Below are 16,768 nucleotides of genomic sequence, written 5' to 3'. Positions count from 1 at the left end.
GCGGTTTCTGGGACGCGCAGACTTGCGTGGCCCGTCTCGCCGTCTTGCCGTCTTGCCGTCTCGCCGTCTCGCCGCCCTGTTAACAGCATTGCGTTGAACACCGCCGCGACAAGCCCCAGCGCTCGCCGCGTTTCACGCGGCATCTCCCTGGCATTTCCCTTCGGGCACGCTCCCACGGCATTTCCCCCCACGTTTTCCCCCCTTTCCACTTGCTGAAACCCGGCTTGTGAAACGGCGAATTCTCATCCTTGGCTACACGGGCCACACTGCTTGCTGCCTGTAGAAAAACCACAAGGAGCGAGACATGCCCAATTACTTCGGGCGCGCGGCAACGCGCGCAGCCTGGCCCGTGCTGGCCCTGTCATGCCTTGCCTGGGGATCCGCCAGCGCGCAGGGCGCCTATCCCAACCACCCCATTTCGCTGGTGGTGCCGTTCGCGGCCGGCGGGCCGACCGATGTGGTCGCGCGCAGCCTGGGCGCGTCCATGGCCAAGACGCTGGGGCAAAGTGTCGTGATCGAAAATCGCACCGGCGCGGGCGGCACGCTGGCCTCGCAGCACGTGGCGCGCGCCGCGCCCGACGGCTACACCTTCCTGATCCACCACAACGGCATGGCGACCGCCCCGGCGCTATACCGCAAGCTGTCGTACAACCCGCTGACGGACTTCGCCTACGTCGGCCAGGTGGCGGACGTGCCCATGACCTTGCTGGGCCGCAAGGACTTGCCGGCCGACGGCATGACGGGCTTTATCAAGTACGCGCGCGAAAACGGCAACAAGGTCAACCTGGCCAACGCCGGGCTGGGCGCCGTATCGCAGTTGTGCGGCATGCTGCTGCAGGAAGCGCTGGGCGTGCAATTCACCACGGTCCCCTATGCCGGCACGGCCCCCGCCATGACGGCACTGCTGGGCGGCCAGGTGGACGTGCTGTGCGACCAGACCACGCAAACCATCCCGCAGATCAAGGCCGACCGCGTGAAGCTATTCGGCGTCACCACGCTGGACCGCATCAAGACACTGCCTGACGCGCCAACCTTGCAGGAAGCCGGCTTGAAGGGGTTCGAGGTAAAGGTCTGGCACGGCGTCTATGCGCCCAAGGGCACGCCGCCCGAAGCCATCAACAAGTTCAACGCGGCGCTGCGCGCGGCGCTGAAAGACCCGACGTTCACGCAGAAAATGGCAGAACTGGGCGCCGACATCGTGCCGGAATCGAAGCAGACGCCAGAAGGCCTGCAAACCTGGCTGCAATCCGAAATCAACAAATGGGGCGTCGTCATCCGCAAGGCAGGCGTCTACGCGGATTAAACCCAGACCGTGAATGATGGGTTGCGCGCGGCGCGGCATCGCGTTCTTTTGCCGGGTCGCGCGCGCTTCACCCATCCTACGCAAGCTTTACAGCGCCAGTTCCTTCCACACCGCAAGCGGTGCTTCTGCCTGGTTCAGCGTATAAAAATGCAAACCCGGGGCGCCGTTGTCCAGCAGGGTCTGGCACAACTCGGTCACCACATCCACGCCAAAGGCGCGGATGGACGCTTTGTCGTCACCAAACTCCGCCAAGCGCAGGCGGATCCAGCGCGGCACTTCCGCGCCGCACATTTCCGAAAAACGTAGCAGTTGCGTGTGGTTCGTGATGGGCATGATGCCCGGCACGATCGGCACGTTCACGCCCTTGGCCTGGGCCCGGTCGACGAAGTCGAAGTAGGCGTCGGCGTTGAAGAAGTACTGCGTGATGGCGGCATCGGCGCCGGCGTTCACCTTGGCCACGAAATGATCCAGGTCAGCCGACGGGTTGGCGGCTTGCGGGTGCATTTCGGGATAGGCGGCCACTTCGATGTGGAACCAGTCGCCGGTTTCCTCGCGGATGAACGACACCAGTTCGCTGGCGTAGCGCAGCTCGCCCGCGTCGCCGCCCATGCCCGAGGGCAGGTCGCCGCGCAGGGCGACCACGCGCCGCACGCCTTCGCTCTTGTACGTCTGGAGTATGTCGCGCAGATCCTGGCGCGTGGCGCCCACGCAAGACAAGTGAGGCGCCGCATCGCAACCCAGGTTGCGCAACGTGCGCACGGCATCGGCCGTGCCGGCGCGCGTGGAACCACCCGCGCCGAAGGTCACGCTGACGTACTTGGGCTGAATGGCCAGCATCTGCTTGGCCGCGCGCACCAGCCGCTCTTGGCCGGCCAGGTCGCGCGGAGGAAAGAACTCCAGGCTGAAAGCAGGGGAAGTCGAGTCAGACATTAGGGGATCAGTTTGGTAAGCAGGCCAGAGATGATGCTGTACAGAATGGCACCGCCCACGGCCCACCAGAACCCGTTGACCTGGAAGCCCTTCAGCACGGAGCCGACGAACCAGAACAACAAGGCGTTGATGACGATAAGGAAGAGCCCGAGCGTGACGATCGTGATGGGCAAGGTAAGCAACACCAGCACCGGCTTGACCAGCATGTTGACCAGGCCCAGCACCAACGCCGCGATCAGCGCTGAACCGAAACTGGCCACGACGATACCGGGCAAGAGGTAGGCGACGGCCAGCAGGGCCACCGCGTTCAGGATCCAGACGAGTATCAGTGCCACCATGTTCGAACTCCTGTGTTGACGCGCCGCGGCCTGGTTTTAACTGGGTGAAAACCAGGTTCGCCCGCGGCTTGGAAACCCGCGCCAACATGGCGCGGCATTTCCTATTGTGCTTTCAACCCATCAATAACGGTAGTGCTCGGGCTTGAAGGGGCCTTCGACCGGCACGTTGATGTAGTCGGCCTGATCCTTGCGCAGCGTCGTCAGCTTCACACCCAGTTTCTTCAGGTGCAGGCGGGCAACCTTTTCGTCCAGGTGCTTGGGCAGCACGTAGACTTCGCCCGACTTGTAGGCTTCGTTGCGCGTGAACAATTCGATCTGGGCGATGGTCTGGTTGGCGAACGACGACGACATCACGAACGACGGGTGGCCGGTGGCGCAACCCAGGTTCACCAGGCGGCCTTGGGCCAGCAGGATGATGCGCTTGCCGTCCGGGAAGATCACGTGATCAACCTGCGGCTTGATTTCTTCCCATTGGCAATCGGCCAGGCCGGCAACGTCGATTTCGTTATCGAAGTGGCCGATGTTGCAGACGATCGCCTGGTCCTTCATGGCGTTCATGTGTTCGCGCGTGATGACGTGGTAGTTGCCGGTGGCGGTGACGAAGATATCGCCGTGCACGGCGGCTTCTTCCATCGTCACGACCTTGAAGCCTTCCATCGCGGCTTGCAGGGCGCAGATCGGGTCGATTTCGGTAACCCAGACTTGGGCGCGCAAGGCGACCAGCGCCTGGGCGCAGCCCTTGCCCACGTCGCCGTAACCGGCCACGACGGCGATCTTGCCGGCGACCATCACGTCGGTGGCGCGCTTGATGCCGTCCACCAGCGATTCACGGCAGCCGTACAGGTTGTCGAACTTGGACTTGGTGACCGAGTCGTTGACGTTGATGGCGGCAAAGGCCAGCTCGCCCTTTTGCGACATCTGGTACAGGCGATGCACGCCGGTCGTGGTTTCTTCCGTCACGCCCTTGATCTGCGCCAGGCGGGTGGAATACCACTTCGGATCACGCTTGAGCGTTTCCTTGATGGCGGCGAACAGGATGCGCTCTTCGTCGCTGCCCGGATTGGCCAGCACCGAGATGTCTTTCTCGGCCTTGGTGCCCAGGTGCAGCATCAACGTGGCGTCGCCGCCGTCGTCGAGGATCATGTTGGCGTGCTGGCCATTGGGCCATTCGAAAATCTTGTGGGTGTACTGCCAGTACTCTTCCAGCGTTTCGCCCTTGACGGCGAAGACCGGCGTGCCGGACGCGGCGATGGCGGCGGCGGCGTGGTCTTGCGTGGAGAAGATGTTGCACGAGGCCCAGCGCACTTCGGCGCCCAGGGCCACCAGCGTTTCGATCAGCACGCCGGTCTGGATGGTCATGTGCAGGCTGCCGGCAATGCGCGCGCCCTTGAGCGGCTGCGCGGCGGCGAATTCTTCGCGGATGGCCATCAGGCCGGGCATTTCGGTTTCGGCGATGGCCAGTTCGCGACGGCCCCAGCCAGCCAGCGACAGGTCGGCAACCAAGTAGTCGGAGAAGGATTTATCAGTAACAGCGTTCATGGTGTGTAGGCTCCACGTGAATATCGAACGGCGCACGATATGGCCGGACAACGCGAATACACCACGACAGTCGAGTGCTCGCCTTTCCCGCCATATGCGACAAAGGTGAGCGCCGTTGCTGTAGCGACGCGCAAGGCGCGGCGCTTGAACAAGGATTCCTGAGCCTGGCGAGCCGGGGTCCACGTGCTATTGCACATTGCCGTTGCACTTACCGTGCAAGGCGGGAACCGCTGGGTCGTCGCAACGCTCCTCAGGATTGCCGGGCATTGTACCGGTTCGGCACGGCGCGCGGAATTCCGTCCCTGAAAAAAACCAGGGAAAGATCAGTTCATCATTCCGCCCGCGCCGACGCGGTCCGGGAAGGGGATGCCGGCACTTGCGGCGGCACGGCCACCAGCGGCACCAGCGCATCCAGCAAGCTCGTCGCCACCGTGTCCCAGCTGCGGGTCAGCGCATGCGCCCGCACTGCGTCACGGTCCAGCGGCAGCGCGGCGCGGCAGGCTTGGGCCAGGTCGTCGTCCAGGCAGCCGGTGACGCCCTGGTTCACCACCGCCAGCGGCGCCTCGCTGCGAAACGCCGCCACGGGCGTGCCGCAAGCCATCGCCTCCAGCATCACCAGGCCGAACGTGTCGGTCAGGCTGGGAAACACGAACACATCGGCCGCGGCGTAGAACGAGGGCAGCGCGTCGTCCTGCTGCATGCCCAGGAAGACCGCATCGGGAAAGCGCTTTTTCAGCCGCGCCTCGTCCGGGCCCGCCCCCACCACCACCTTGCTGCCCGGCAAGTCCAGCGACAGAAAGGCATCCAGGTTCTTCTCGCGCGCCACGCGGCCCACGCTCAGGAAAACGGGGCGAGGCAGATGCGCGAATGCCTGGCTGCGGGCCGGCTGGAATTTGCGCGCGTCCACCCCGCGCGACCAGACCTGCAATTTGCCCAGGCCACGACGCACCAGCACATCGCGCACCGTGGGCGTGGGCACCAGCACGCATTGCGAAGGCCGGTGGAACCAGCGCAGGTAGCGCCACGGCAAGGCGGCGGGAATGCCCATCCGCGCTTGCAGGTAGTCGGGGAACATGGTGTGGAATGACGTCGTGAATTGCCAGCCGCGCGACAGCGCCATGCGGCGCGCCGCCAGCCCCAGCGGGCCTTCGGTGGCAATGTGCAGCGCGTCGGGAATGGTGTCGCCCAGGATGCGGCGCAACTGCCGCCCGGGTTGCAGGCACAGACGTAGATCGGGCTCGGACGGCGCCGGCACGGTTCGGCTGCCCTCCGGGCTCACCACGATCAGCTCGTGGCCCCATTCATGCAGAATCTGCCGCATGGTCGTCCAGGTGCGGACGACGCCATTGACTTGCGGATGCCAGGCATCCGTAACCAGGACGATGCGCATGATAGGGCCGGAAGTGCGCCGCGTTTGCGGCGATACCGCGATTTAGCCCGTGCCATGTGACAGGGCCACGACACCAGGCCACGTTGGCCAGACCCGAAACAGCGGGGAAAAAAATGGCCGGTAGACCCGGCCCGCCCCGCCTTAGTTGTTGCGCCGGGGGTACCCCTGCGCCTTGATGCGCACCCAGACGTCGCGCTTTTCCTCTTCCGACATGAACACCCAGTTGGCGACTTCCATGGCCGTGCGGCCGCAGCCTCGGCAGATGTCGTCGAACAGGGTCGAGCACACGGCCACGCAGGGGGAGTCGGTTGCCTTGAAGACGCGCTGGGCGTCGTCAGGGTCGGGCAGTTCGGAAAGATCAGCGAAGTAACGATTCATGGGGCGAAGGTTACCACCCGGGTTGTGTCCCTTTCTGGATAGCCCTATCGCCCACCAAGGCTAGCTTGACGGCGGCCGTTCAGCGCCATCCGAAGAACGCGCCGGCCTCTTGCAGCACGGCGTCGGGGCATTCTTCGGCCAGGTAATGCGCCCCCGGCAAGGGGCCGCCCGAGACCTCGTCGGCAATCGCCTGCCATAGCGCCAGCACGTCGAAATTCTTGCCTACCGCCCCGCGCTCGCCCCATAGCGCCCGCACCGGCATGCGCAGCCGCTCGCCCGAGGCGCGGCCGGCGCGGTCGTGCTCCAGGTCTATCGTGGCCGACGCGCGATAGTCTTCGCACAGGCCCGTGGCCCAACCGGGCAGGCGGGCCGCGCATTCGTATTCGGCCATCGCCTCGGCCGAAAAATGTGCCAGGCCGCCGGGGCGTCCACCCATGACCGAACGCAGGTAGAAAACGGGGTCGTGCTCGATCATGGTTTCCGGGCCGGGCGCGGGCTGAATCAGCCAGAACCAATGGAAGTAGGCCTGGGCGAACGCGCGCGTGGTGCCTTCGTACATGTCCAGCGTCGGCGCAACATCCAGCAGCATCATGCGCGACACGGCGCTGGCATGGTCCAGCGCCAGCCGATGCGCCACGCGCGCGCCACGGTCATGCGCCAGCACCTCGAAGCGCTCGTGGCCCAGCGCGCGCATCAAGCCCAGCATGTCGGCGGCCATCTCGCGCTTGGCATGCGCGGCGTGGTCCGGCGTGGCCGCGGGCTTGGTGCTGTCGCCATAGCCGCGCAAGTCGGCCGCCACGCAGGTGCGATGCCGAGTCAGCTCCGGCCACACGCGGTGCCAGATGGCATTCGTTTGCGGATGGCCGTGCAGCAGCAGCAAGGGCGGGCCCGACCCGTCGATGCGCGCGGCGATCTCAATGCCATTGGCCGGGATGCGGCGCACGGGCAGGTCGAAAAATGCGGTCATGGGTGGGGTCTCCTTGTGCGTTTATTGTCGAGCGGAATCCAGGCGGTCGCGCACCGTGCGCGCCACATCCTTCATCCACGGATGCCGCGCCCAGTGGGTGGCTTCGAACCGCTCCACCTCGGGCAATTGCAACAGCGACGCGCCCACCAGGTCCTGGCCTTGCGCGAACATGCGGCGATGCCGCTCCGGCAAGGCAAAGCCCGCCGTCCAGCCGTCGGCGGCGCGGACCTGGCCCGCCATCACGTCGATGGCCAGGCAGTTGTTCCCGGGCGCTTGCGTATTGGACACCCGCGCGAGCAAAGCGTCGACATCGGCGGGTGGCAGGCTGACCAGCAGCAAGCCGTTGTTGACCGCGTTGAAGTAGAAGATCTCGCCAAAGCTGGGCGCGATCACCGCGCGGATGCCGAACTGCTGCAAGCCCCACACCGCGTGCTCGCGGCTGGATCCGCAGCCGAAGTTCGGGCCGGCCACCAGCACGGACGTGCCCGCGTAGGCGTCCTGGTTCAGCACGAAATCCGCGCGCGGTGCGCCATGCTCGTCAAAGCGCAGGTCATACAGCAGGCCCTGGTCCAGCCCCGCCTTGTCGATGATGCGCAAGAACTGCTTGGGCATGATCTGGTCGGTGTCCAGGTTGGAGTACGGCAACGGCGCGGCGATGCCTTCAATCAACGGATTCATTTGGTTTGGCTCCAGTCGCGGACGTCCACGATGCGGCCGGCCAGCGCGGCGGCGGCGGCCATCGCCGGACTCATCAGGTGCGTGCGCCCTGCCCGCCCCTGGCGTCCTTCAAAATTTCGGTTGGTGGTGGACGCGCAGCGCTCGCCCGGGCGCAGCACGTCGTCGTTCATCGCCAGGCACATCGAACAGCCCGGTTGGCGCCATTCGAAACCCGCCTCGATCAGCAACGCCGCCAGGCCTTCGGCTTCGGCCTGCGCGCGCACCGCGCCCGAACCCGGCACGACCATCGCGCGCACGCCCGCCGCCACCTTCCTGCCCCGCACCAGCCCGGCCACCACGCGCAGGTCTTCAATACGCCCGTTGGTACAGGACCCAATGAACACGCGGTCCACCGGCACCCCGGCGATCGGCGCGCCGGGTACCAGGCCGATGTAGTCCATGGCCTTTTGCAGCGCCAGCCGGGCCAGTTGATCAGGTTCGGCTTGCGGGTCGGGCACACAACCGGTGACCGGCACCGCTTGATCGGGGCTGGTGCCCCAGGTGACGAACGGCGCAATGTCAGCGGCATGAAACACGTGTTCGGCGTCGAACACCGCGTCGGCATCGGTGCGCAGCGTGGCCCAGTACGCGCGTGCCTGTGCCAGCATGTCGCCCTGCAACTGCGGCGCGTGCGCAGTGACGTAGCCGTCGGTCGTGGCGTCCGGCGCGATCAGCGCGGCGCGCGCGCCGGCTTCCACCGTCATGTTGCACAGGGTCATGCGGGCCTCGGCCGACAAGGCGTCGATGGCCTCGCCGCAGAACTCCACCGCGTGGCCGCGCGCGCCTTGCGCGCCCATGCGATGCACCAGGTAGATCACCAGGTCCTTGGCGGACACGCCCGTGCCCAGCACCCCGTCGACCCGCACGCGCATATTGCGCGCCACACGGTACACCAGCGTCTGCGTGGCCAGTATGTGTTCGACTTCCGACGTGCCGATGCCGAAGCCCAACGCGCCCAACGCGCCATAGGTGGTGGTGTGGCTGTCGCCGCACAGCACCACCATGCCGGGCAGGATCATGCCGTGCTCGGGCGCGATCACGTGCTCAATACCCTGCAACGGGTCGGTCGTATCGAAGAGCGCGATGTGCTGCTCGTCGCAATTGCGCTTCAGGTTCACGGCCTGACGCGACGACGCCTCATCGGCAATCACGCGCAGCGCCGACGGCACCGGATGCGTGGGAATGATGTGGTCCACCACCGCCATCTGCTGCCCCGGCCGCAACACGTCGCGGCCGCGCGCGGCCAGACCGCTGAAGGCTTGCGGGCTGGTGTATTCGTTCATGATGTGCAGATCCACGTACAGCAGAATGTGCTCGTCGTCGATGCGGGCCACCTCATGGCTGGCCACCAGTTTGTCGTACAGCGTCATGCGGGGCATGTCTTGCTTCCTTGAATTTGAGCGCCCGCGGCGGGCGCGGGCGCGTCTTGCAATGGCTTCAATCGGCCAATCAGTTGGCCTGAATTCCAGCGTCCTTCACCACCTTGGCCCAGCGCGTCATCTCGGCGGCCACCATGTCGTCCGCCTTCGCGGGCGACGACACCAGCGGCTCGAAACCCTCTTTCTGCATGCGCGTGCTGAGCTCCTGCGATTGCAGCGCTTCGGCCAGTTTGGCGTTCAAGGTGTCGATCACCGGTTGCGGCGTACCAGCCGGCGCGCTGACGACAAACCAGGTGTTGAACTCGTAGCCCGGCAGGCCGGATTCGGCGATGGTCGGCACATCGGGCAGCAGCGGCGAGCGCGTCGTGCCGGTCACGCCCAGGGCGCGCAGCTTCTTGCCGTCGACTTGGGGCTTGGCGGCGGACAACACCGGAAAGCTCATCTGCACCTGGCCGCTGATGGTGTCCACCATGGCCGGGCCGCCGCCCTTGTACGGCACATGCAGGATCTGCGTCTTGGACACGGACTTGAACAATTCCGCCGCCATATGGAAGGTGCTGCCGGTGCCGGCCGACCCAAAGCTCAGGTCATTCGCGGGGCGGGCGCGCACATAGGCCAGCAGTTCGCTGACGTTGGCCACGGGCAAGGCGTTCGTCACCGTCAGCACGTGCTGCGACGTGCCCACGGTGCCCACCGAGCGCAGGTCTTTGCCCGTGTCGAACGGCATGGTCTTGAACAGCGCCGGGTTGATGGCCAGCGACATGGTGTTGATGCCCAGCGTGTAGCCGTTGGGTTGGGCGCGCGCCACGGCGGACATGCCGATGTTGCCGGACGCGCCGGCCCGGTTTTCGATGATCACGCTTTGCCCCAGCGCGCGGCCCCAGGCCTCCGAGATCAGGCGCGCGGCGATATCCACGCTGCCGCCAGGCGCAAACGGCACGATCAGGGTGATCGCCCGATCAGGAAAAGCGTCGGCGGCAGCGGCCGGCGCGGTCCAACAGGCTGCAACGGCAAGGGCCGCGCACAAGGCGCCGGCTACGGGTTTGATGGTCATGCGGATGTCTCCTCGGTTGGCCGCGTGGTGGCGCAGTGGCACTGCGGCTCTATAGTGGAGCGGCCAGTTTATAGGCCGCTTGGGTCTTTATAATTCGCGGAAAAACTAAATCTTTATTAGATTTAATTTATAAATGGCCACCGCCTTGGGGACTGCCATGGACGCCCTTTCCGATCTTGCTTTCTTTTCGCTGGTGGTCAAACACGGCAACCTGTCCGCCACGGCGCGCGAACTGGGCCTGACGCCGCCCGCCATCAGCGCCAGGCTGGCCCGGCTGGAGCAGCGCCTGGGCGTGCGGCTGCTGAACCGCACCACCCGGCGCGTCAGCGTTACCCAGGAAGGCGAGCTTTATCTCGCCGAAGGTGGCCGCATCCTGGCTGACCTTGAAGCGCTGGAACGCTCGGTGTCCAGCGCCCGCGCGCAACCCCAGGGGCTGCTGCGGCTGAACGCCACGTTCGGCTTCGGCCGCGCACACATCGTTCCGGCCGTCTCGGATTTCGCGCGCCAGTATCCCGATGTGGAAGTGCAGATGCGGCTGACGGACAGGCCGCTGAACCTGATCGAAGAAGGCTTCGACGTGGCCGTGCGCTTCGGCGACCTGCCCGACGCCCGCCTGACGGCTCGCAAGATCGCGTCCAACCGGCGGCTGCTGTGCGCATCGCCCCGCTACCTGGACACCTACGGCGAACCCCGCACCCCGGGCGAACTGCAACGCCACCGCTGCATCGTGGTGCGCGAAAACGAGGTCGCCTACGGCACCTGGCGGCTGGAATCCGGCCAACGCGCCGAAACCGTGAAAGTGCGCGGCCCGGTCAGTTCCAACGACGGCCAAAGCGCGCTGGAATGGGCGCTGGACGGCCACGGCATCGTCATGCGCTCGGAATGGGAAACCGCCGCCTACCTGCGCGACGGCCGACTGCGCGAAGTGCTGACCGACTGGCGCACGCCCGCCGCCGACATCCACGCGCTTTACCCCGAACGCCTGAACCTGCCGGCCAAGACGGTGGCTTTCGTGGATTTCCTGTCACAGCGCTTCGCGCGGTATTTGAAGGGGCCGGGCGGCGGAAATGCGGGCTGGTAATTGATCTTCGATGTAGCCTCAGGGCTACAAATTAGCTAGAATTAGCCAATTCTGATGCCCAGGGGCTACAAAATGACCACACTTGGCGATGTCGCGGAAATGCTGCGCTCGGCCCGCAAGGAAAGCGGCTTGTCGCAAGAGGAAATGGCCCGGCGCGCGGATGTCGCCCGAACCACGCTGACGCGCATGGAAAACTTGGCACGCAACGACATGAGCGTATCAGCGCTGGTGCGGTTGCTGGACGCAGCCGGCTATGACCTCAAAGTTGTCAAAGCTGGCCACCAGCGGACGTTGGAAGACATTTTGGCCGAACAACGGCGTGGGGAATAAGCCATGAAACTGGACGTCCACGTTCTCGGACGCCACGTCGCCAAGCTCTATCGCGAGGCAGACGAATACGTTCTCGATTATGTCCCTGACGCCCCCGACGACGCCTTCGTCAGTCTTACGATGCCAGTGCGCGAGGCGGCGTGGCGATGGCCCCGCGACTTGCACCCGTTTTTTCGCCAAAACTTGCCTGAAGGCCATCTGCTTGGCGTAATCCGCGAGCTGTTTGGCCCGCTCATGGATGGCACGGACTTATCCCTGCTTGCCGTCGTCGGCGCATCCGGTATTGGGCGCGTAGCCGTTACAGCGGAAGGCGCAACTCCTGGCGTGCCGTTACCGCCTCTGAATATCAAGGACCTGTTGACGGCCGAGAACACGGCGCCCCGCTTCGACGCGCTGGTGCGCGCGTATGCACGCAGCGCCATCTCAGGCGTGGTGCCCAAGTTCCTGGCTCCCGACGGGGGTAGCCAAGGCGCCGCCGACCCGGAAAAAGCCACGTTGCGGACCCCGCAACACATCATCAAAGGGTCCGACGAGAGGACTCCCTATTTGGGATTCAACGAGTTCTTCACGCTGCGCGTATTGCGGCGCCTGAATGTCGTGCCCGTCGTCAATGCCCAGATGTCCGACGATGGCCGTGTGCTGGTCGTTGACCGCTTCGACGTCGATGCTGCCGGCCAGCCGATAAGCGGTGTGGAAGACGCTTGCAGCCTGCTCGGCCTGCCACCGCACGAAAAGTACGCCACGACCACCGAGCGCCTCTACAAGGCCACCCGCGAGTACATTCCTTCGGCATCGCTGCGTGCGCAAAACCTGCACTTCGCTTGGCATCTGCTTACGAACTACGTGGTCCGCAACGCGGATTGCCATGCCAAGAACATCGCCTTGTATTACACATCGCGCGCCGACATCGCGTACACGCCTGTCTACGACATCGTCACGACCCAGGCCTACCCCGAATTCAGCAACAGTGCGCCCGCCCTGTCCGTTGACGGACGCAAGACATGGGTTCCCGGCAGCACGCTGGCCAAGTTCATGCTGGCCAGGCTTGGCATCAATTCAAAGCAGTATCAGGCGATGGTCGAACAGCTATGCGAATCGGCAGTCGAAGTGGGACGCGAGGTGATCGAGGCAGCGAAGAACGAACCGCAGTGGCGCTGGATTGCCAAGCAAATGGTGCATGCCTGGAACGACGGCATGTGCGGGCTGCGGAGTTCGAAACTTGATGCTCGGTACCGTAGCCTGGACGCCGCGATTTCCGAGGCAGGCTACGAAGCCGCCGACGCACCCTTGGACACATCCCGCGTCATCGGACGGTCCGAAGGGCTGGCCGCGCGTTAGCCGGCCGCGCCTGAGCCGGCCGCGCCTAAGCCGGCCGCGCCTAGCCGGCCGCGCCTGGCCGGCCGCGCCTAGCCGGCCGCGCCCAAGCACGCATAGCCGCGTCGATCCACAGCTAGCCCTCGGACGTTAAATCTCATCAATCGCCGTGCTCGCCGCCGTGCCCGCCGGCGCGTCGCCCGCGCCGATGGCGTAGCGGTCGCGCGTGGTGACGTAGAAGCTTGCGCCGAACCTGCCCACCGGGAAGTAATCCTGCAAACGCACGCGCCAGGTTTCCGTGTCGATCAGGCCGTCGCGCGCGTGCAGCCAGCGCACCTGGCCGATGAAGATCTGGCGGCTGGCGGTTTCCATGGTTTCGTACAGCGTGCATTCGAACGCGACGGGGGCCTGCACGATGCGCGGCGGCTTGACGTGGTGGCTGGGCGCGGCGTCCAGGCCGGCGTGGGCCAGTTCGCTGACGTCGGCGGGCAGGCGGTCGCCGCAGCGATGCATCTTTTCGGCCATGGCTTCGTCGGTCAGGTGCACCACGAATTCCTTGTCGCGCGCGATGTTGCGCGCCGTGTCCTTCAAGCCGCCATCTTCCAGGCGGTTGATGCTGACCATGACGATGGGCGGGTCTTCGCCCAGCATGTTGAACATGCTGAACGGCGCCGCGTTGACCACGCCGGTTTCGGACAAGGTGGTGATCAGCGCGATCGGGCGGGGCACGATCAGGCTGGCCATCAGCTTGTAGCGCTGGTATTCGGTGATTGCGTCGAAGTCGATTTCCATATCAGGCCAGTCCCAGCATCTGGGCAAGGGTTTGCGCGGGCTGTGGGCGCTCAAGGCTGATGCGCCGCTCCAGGTCCGCCAAGTGGTTGTCATTGATCTTCACGGCCTGGGCCACGTCGCCGCGTTCCATCAGGTCCACGATCAGCACGTGTTCGTCGTGTTCGCACGCGGCGTTGCCGGGCGGTTCGTACAGCGCCACGATGAGCGAGCAGCGCGACACCAGTTCGGCCAGGTAGCCGTGCAGGATGGCGTTGCCGGAAAGCTCGCCCAGCCGCACGTGAAATGCGCTGGCCTGCCGCGCCCACGCGGGCTGGCCGGCGCGATGCAGCAAGGCGTGCTCGTCGCGCAACTGTTTGCGCAGCGACGCATAGTCGGCCTTGGTGGCGCGCGCCATGGCCAAGGGCAGCAGCGCGGCTTCCAGCGCGCGGCGCGCCTGGAAGATCTGGCGCGTGTCTTCGGGCGTGGGTTCGGCCACCACGGCGCCCCGGTTGTGGTGCAAGTCCACCACGTGCTCGTGCGCCAGGCGCTGCAAGGCTTTGCGCGCCACCGAGCGCGACACGCCGAACAGCTCGCAGATCGCGGCCTCGGGCAGCTTCGTGCCGGGCGTCAGGCGCTGGCTCATCACGCTTTCATATACCGCTTCGCAGATGCGGCGTTCCATGTCGCTGTCGGGCGAGCCGTCGCCAGCGCTGGCGGCGCCCGCCACGGCGGGTTCGACGGCAATCGGTTTACGGGCAGCGGGCTTGGCGCGGGGTGTTGCGGGGCTACGGGTTGGCATGCTGGGCTCGGTGGTAAACGTGCAAGACGGGCATTACAGGCAATAAGGGCGTCGGTGCGGTTCGGACGGACGTTCGACCGTCAGAGCGCGGCGATCACGCCGGGCGGCAGGCTGTCCACGTGACGGCAGATTTCGCCGGGCGTGGTGAACCAGATCTCGCCCCGGTCGCGCGCGGCCGCCAGGGGCGCCAGCGCCCGGCGCAGATGCCGCAAGCGATATGGCTGCCCAACGATATAGGGATGCAGCGCGATGCCCATCACCAGCGGCTGGCGCAGCGCCTGCGCGCGCATCTCTTCGAACTGGTCAAGAATCATATCGGCAAAGTCGCGCGCGTCCATCTTGCGGCCCATGATCATCGGGATGTCGTTGAGTTCCTGCGGGTACGGAATGGCCCACAGTTCGCCCCCGCGCGTGCGCATGCGCATGGGCTGGTCGTCGTGGCACCAGTTCAGCGTGTAGCGGTAGCCGGCTTCGGCCAGCAGGTCGGGCGTGGCGCGGCTTTCCGATATCCAGGGTGACAGCCAACCCGCGGGCGCCTGGCCGGCGTGCTGGGCAATGCGGTCGCGGCAATGCGCCAGCAGCGCGCTTTCCTCGGCTTCGGGCAAGCCGCCCTGCCGATGCGCGTTGCTGTAGCCATGACCGATCAGTTCGTCGCCACGTGCCAGGAAGGCGTCGATCAGGTCGGGGCAATGGTCATACAGCGCGGTGTTGATCAGCACGCCCGCGGGCAAGCGCAGTTCGTCAAACAATTCCAGGCAGCGCCACGCCCCCACGCGGTTGCCGTACTCGCGCCAGGCGTAGTTCAGCACGTCCGGATGCGGCGAGGCCGGTCCCAGTTCCGCCCCCAGCCCTTCGCCAAAGGCGAAATGCTCAATGTTGAAGCCCAGGTACACGGCCAGCCGCGCCCCGTTCGGCCAGGTGTAGTCCGGCCGACCGGCAATCGGTTGATAGGCGAAGCGGCCGTGGCAAGCCAGGGCCTCGGGGGTCCAGGCAGCGGCGTCGTCACGCCCCGGATTAGTGCCTGCAAGCAAGGTTGGGTTCATTTTGGTGCAAATCCTGATGCATGATTGTTAACAAAATTCTTGGTTCTTTGGAAACAAAACTCGGTTCTGACGCATACAAACCACGCCCAAAGACGCCACATCTCCCCTGGTGGCAGCGCGATCCAGGCAATCAGCAATGCCGTGAACGCAGGTGGCATGGATCTTGCATGGGGTAGGGAAGCAGCACTTATTCCCATGCAAGATCCGTTCCACTTTTTTCAGGAGTGTCTCGATGGTCCCGACCCGCCGTTCCTTCATGCTTCGCGCCACCGCCGCCGCCCTCTTCACGGCCGGCCTCGCCCTGCAACCGGCGCTTGCCGCCGACCCCATCAAGATCGGCCTGATCACCGCGCTGTCGGGTGAATCCGCCCGCGCGGGCGAAGCGCTGACGCGCGGCATGACCATCGCCATCGACGAGATCAACGCCAAGGGCGGACTGCTGGGCGGCCGCAAGATCGAGTTGGTGCGCCGCGACGACGAAGGCAACCCCGCCAAGGGCATGGCCGCCGCGCGCGAGCTGATCTTCAAAGAGAAAGTGGCGGTGCTGTTCGGCGGCCTGGACACCCCGGTGTCGATGGCCATCGTGCCCATCGTGAACCAGGAGAAAGTGCCGTTCATGGGCCCCTGGGCCGCCGGCACGGCCATCACGCACAACAAGGGCAACCCCAACTTCGTGTTCCGCGTGTCAGCCATGGACGAGATTGTTGACAGCGCGATGGTGCAGTACGCGCAAAAGACGTTTCAAACCGCCAAGCCGGGGCTGATCCTGGTGAACAACCCCTGGGGCGAATCCAACGAGAAAGGGCTGAACGTGGCGATGGCCGCCGCCAAGATCACGGCGGCGGGCACCGAGAAATTCCAGCCCAACGACCTGGACGTGGTGCCGCAACTGAGCCGCCTGAAGGCGGCGGGCGCGGACACGCTGTTCATGGTGGGCAACGTGGGCCCGTCGGCGCAAGTGGTGAAGTCGCTGGACCGCATGGGCTGGAAGGTGCCGATCGTGTCGCACTGGGGTCCGGCAGGCGGGCGCTTTACCGAATTGGCCGGCCCCAACGCCAAGAACGTGCACTTCGTGCAGACCTACAGCTTCTTCGGCAAGCAAGGGCCGGTGGGCGAAAAGGTCTTGCAGGCGCTGAAGACCAAGTATTCCGACATCAAGGGCCCGCAAGACATCACGCCGGCGGTGGGCGTGGCCAACGCCTATGACGGCATGCAACTGGCCGCGCTGGCCATCGCGCAGGCCGGCTCGACCGATGGCGACGCGGTGCGCCAGGGCTTCTACAAGATCGGCAAGTATGACGGCCTGATCAAGACCTACGAACAGCCCTTCACCCCCACGTCGCACGACGCGCTGCGCGAAAACGACTACGTGTGGACGCATTTCATCGACAACCGCATCCTGCCCGTCAAGGGCACGCAGTAAACCGGTTGAATC

General features: G+C 65.4%; 17 protein-coding genes and 1 riboswitch. Of the genes, 5 read left to right on the top strand and 12 right to left on the bottom strand.

Going from position 1 to position 16,768, the window contains the following annotated elements:
* The first annotated feature begins 304 nt into the window (after positions 1–304).
* Positions 305–1,303, top strand: a complete 999-nt coding sequence (locus CVS48_RS07425; RefSeq protein WP_100853885.1) for a tripartite tricarboxylate transporter substrate-binding protein — start codon at positions 305–307, stop codon at positions 1,301–1,303.
* Between the two features lie 87 nt (positions 1,304–1,390).
* Here the strand turns inward: CVS48_RS07425 and metF are convergent, their stop codons facing one another.
* The 9 genes from metF to CVS48_RS07380 all read right to left on the bottom strand — a co-directional run bounded on the left by metF (position 1,391) and on the right by CVS48_RS07380 (position 9,995).
* Positions 1,391–2,233, bottom strand: a complete 843-nt coding sequence (gene metF, locus CVS48_RS07420; protein WP_100853884.1) for a methylenetetrahydrofolate reductase [NAD(P)H] — start codon at positions 2,231–2,233, stop codon at positions 1,391–1,393.
* Positions 2,233–2,568 (bottom strand): phage holin family protein, encoded by a 336-nt coding sequence (locus tag CVS48_RS07415; RefSeq protein WP_050446250.1) that lies wholly within the window; start codon positions 2,566–2,568, stop codon positions 2,233–2,235. The genes metF and CVS48_RS07415 overlap by 1 nt, the downstream gene beginning before the upstream one ends.
* Before the next feature lie 123 nt (positions 2,569–2,691).
* Positions 2,692–4,110 (bottom strand): adenosylhomocysteinase, encoded by a 1,419-nt coding sequence (gene ahcY, locus CVS48_RS07410; protein WP_100853883.1) that lies wholly within the window; start codon positions 4,108–4,110, stop codon positions 2,692–2,694.
* A gap of 100 nt (positions 4,111–4,210) precedes the next feature.
* Positions 4,211–4,368: riboswitch (S-adenosyl-L-homocysteine riboswitch) on the bottom strand.
* 73 nt (positions 4,369–4,441) lie between these two features.
* Positions 4,442–5,500 carry a glycosyltransferase family 4 protein gene (locus tag CVS48_RS07405; protein ID WP_100853882.1) on the bottom strand — a complete coding sequence of 353 codons (1,059 nt, stop codon included), beginning with the start codon at positions 5,498–5,500 and terminating at the stop codon, positions 4,442–4,444.
* Between the two features lie 141 nt (positions 5,501–5,641).
* Entirely contained in the window at positions 5,642–5,878 is a 237-nt protein-coding gene (locus CVS48_RS07400; RefSeq protein ID WP_100853881.1) for a DUF1289 domain-containing protein, read from the bottom strand.
* A 79-nt stretch (positions 5,879–5,957) separates the two neighbouring features.
* Positions 5,958–6,845 (bottom strand): alpha/beta fold hydrolase, encoded by an 888-nt coding sequence (locus CVS48_RS07395; protein WP_100853880.1) that lies wholly within the window; start codon positions 6,843–6,845, stop codon positions 5,958–5,960.
* 21 nt (positions 6,846–6,866) lie between these two features.
* The gene (gene leuD / locus CVS48_RS07390) at positions 6,867–7,523 is read right to left on the bottom strand and encodes a 3-isopropylmalate dehydratase small subunit (RefSeq protein ID WP_100853879.1); all 657 of its coding nucleotides are present in this window, start codon (positions 7,521–7,523) and stop codon (positions 6,867–6,869) included.
* Entirely contained in the window at positions 7,520–8,941 is a 1,422-nt protein-coding gene (gene leuC, locus CVS48_RS07385) for a 3-isopropylmalate dehydratase large subunit (RefSeq protein ID WP_100853878.1), read from the bottom strand. Before leuC ends, leuD begins: the two co-directional genes overlap by 4 nt.
* 70 nt (positions 8,942–9,011) lie before the next feature.
* A complete protein-coding gene (locus CVS48_RS07380; RefSeq protein ID WP_100853877.1) occupies positions 9,012–9,995 on the bottom strand; it encodes a tripartite tricarboxylate transporter substrate binding protein in 984 nt (327 codons plus the stop codon).
* A 157-nt stretch (positions 9,996–10,152) separates the two neighbouring features.
* Here CVS48_RS07380 and CVS48_RS07375 point away from each other — a divergent pair, with 157 nt between their 5' ends.
* The 3 genes from CVS48_RS07375 (at position 10,153) to CVS48_RS07365 (ending at position 12,744) form a co-directional block, all read left to right on the top strand.
* The gene (locus tag CVS48_RS07375; RefSeq protein WP_100857547.1) at positions 10,153–11,076 is read left to right on the top strand and encodes a LysR family transcriptional regulator; all 924 of its coding nucleotides are present in this window, start codon (positions 10,153–10,155) and stop codon (positions 11,074–11,076) included.
* A 72-nt stretch (positions 11,077–11,148) separates the two neighbouring features.
* Positions 11,149–11,406: a helix-turn-helix domain-containing protein gene (locus CVS48_RS07370; protein ID WP_050446164.1), complete on the top strand. Its 258-nt coding sequence runs from the start codon at positions 11,149–11,151 to the stop codon at positions 11,404–11,406.
* Between the two features lie 3 nt (positions 11,407–11,409).
* The gene (locus CVS48_RS07365; RefSeq protein WP_100853876.1) at positions 11,410–12,744 is read left to right on the top strand and encodes a type II toxin-antitoxin system HipA family toxin; all 1,335 of its coding nucleotides are present in this window, start codon (positions 11,410–11,412) and stop codon (positions 12,742–12,744) included.
* Positions 12,745–12,870: 126 nt separating this feature from the next.
* On the opposite strand, the gene CVS48_RS07360 is transcribed toward CVS48_RS07365, so the two are convergent.
* The 3 genes from CVS48_RS07360 to CVS48_RS07350 form a co-directional block, all read right to left on the bottom strand.
* Positions 12,871–13,512, bottom strand: coding sequence for a flavin reductase family protein (locus tag CVS48_RS07360; RefSeq protein WP_050446162.1), 642 nt, complete (start codon positions 13,510–13,512; stop codon positions 12,871–12,873).
* Between the two features lies 1 nt (position 13,513).
* On the bottom strand, positions 13,514–14,290 hold the full coding sequence (locus CVS48_RS07355) for a GntR family transcriptional regulator (RefSeq protein WP_100853875.1): 777 nt from the start codon (positions 14,288–14,290) through the stop codon (positions 13,514–13,516).
* Positions 14,291–14,370: 80 nt separating this feature from the next.
* Positions 14,371–15,333, bottom strand: a complete 963-nt coding sequence (locus tag CVS48_RS07350; RefSeq protein WP_172616205.1) for a polysaccharide deacetylase family protein — start codon at positions 15,331–15,333, stop codon at positions 14,371–14,373.
* Between the two features lie 232 nt (positions 15,334–15,565).
* Between CVS48_RS07350 and CVS48_RS07345 the strand changes: the two genes are divergently transcribed.
* Positions 15,566–16,756 carry an ABC transporter substrate-binding protein gene (locus tag CVS48_RS07345; RefSeq protein WP_100853874.1) on the top strand — a complete coding sequence of 397 codons (1,191 nt, stop codon included), beginning with the start codon at positions 15,566–15,568 and terminating at the stop codon, positions 16,754–16,756.
* The last annotated feature ends 12 nt before the right edge of the window (positions 16,757–16,768 follow it).

This window comes from Achromobacter spanius (genome assembly GCF_002812705.1).
In the GTDB taxonomy this organism is placed as follows: Bacteria; Pseudomonadota; Gammaproteobacteria; order Burkholderiales; family Burkholderiaceae_B; genus Achromobacter; species Achromobacter spanius.
This window is presented reverse-complemented; position numbering and strand designations above follow the sequence as displayed.

Bases quoted from the DNA above. Each gene is read 5' to 3' on its own strand.
- CVS48_RS07400 (WP_100853881.1), bottom strand. From the start codon at position 5,878: ATGAATCGTTACTTCGCTGATCTTTCCGAACTGCCCGACCCTGACGAC.
- CVS48_RS07360 (WP_050446162.1), bottom strand. From the start codon at position 13,512: ATGGAAATCGACTTCGACGCAATCACCGAATACCAGCGCTACAAGCTG.
- CVS48_RS07355 (WP_100853875.1), bottom strand. From the start codon at position 14,290: ATGCCAACCCGTAGCCCCGCAACACCCCGCGCCAAGCCCGCTGCCCGT.
- CVS48_RS07380 (WP_100853877.1), bottom strand. From the start codon at position 9,995: ATGACCATCAAACCCGTAGCCGGCGCCTTGTGCGCGGCCCTTGCCGTT.
- CVS48_RS07395 (WP_100853880.1), bottom strand. From the start codon at position 6,845: ATGACCGCATTTTTCGACCTGCCCGTGCGCCGCATCCCGGCCAATGGC.
- CVS48_RS07375 (WP_100857547.1), top strand. From the start codon at position 10,153: ATGGACGCCCTTTCCGATCTTGCTTTCTTTTCGCTGGTGGTCAAACAC.
- CVS48_RS07425 (WP_100853885.1), top strand. From the start codon at position 305: ATGCCCAATTACTTCGGGCGCGCGGCAACGCGCGCAGCCTGGCCCGTG.
- CVS48_RS07405 (WP_100853882.1), bottom strand. From the start codon at position 5,500: ATGCGCATCGTCCTGGTTACGGATGCCTGGCATCCGCAAGTCAATGGC.
- metF (WP_100853884.1), bottom strand. From the start codon at position 2,233: ATGTCTGACTCGACTTCCCCTGCTTTCAGCCTGGAGTTCTTTCCTCCG.
- CVS48_RS07345 (WP_100853874.1), top strand. From the start codon at position 15,566: ATGGTCCCGACCCGCCGTTCCTTCATGCTTCGCGCCACCGCCGCCGCC.
- CVS48_RS07350 (WP_172616205.1), bottom strand. From the start codon at position 15,333: ATGAACCCAACCTTGCTTGCAGGCACTAATCCGGGGCGTGACGACGCC.
- ahcY (WP_100853883.1), bottom strand. From the start codon at position 4,110: ATGAACGCTGTTACTGATAAATCCTTCTCCGACTACTTGGTTGCCGAC.
- CVS48_RS07365 (WP_100853876.1), top strand. From the start codon at position 11,410: ATGAAACTGGACGTCCACGTTCTCGGACGCCACGTCGCCAAGCTCTAT.
- CVS48_RS07370 (WP_050446164.1), top strand. From the start codon at position 11,149: ATGACCACACTTGGCGATGTCGCGGAAATGCTGCGCTCGGCCCGCAAG.
- leuD (WP_100853879.1), bottom strand. From the start codon at position 7,523: ATGAATCCGTTGATTGAAGGCATCGCCGCGCCGTTGCCGTACTCCAAC.
- leuC (WP_100853878.1), bottom strand. From the start codon at position 8,941: ATGCCCCGCATGACGCTGTACGACAAACTGGTGGCCAGCCATGAGGTG.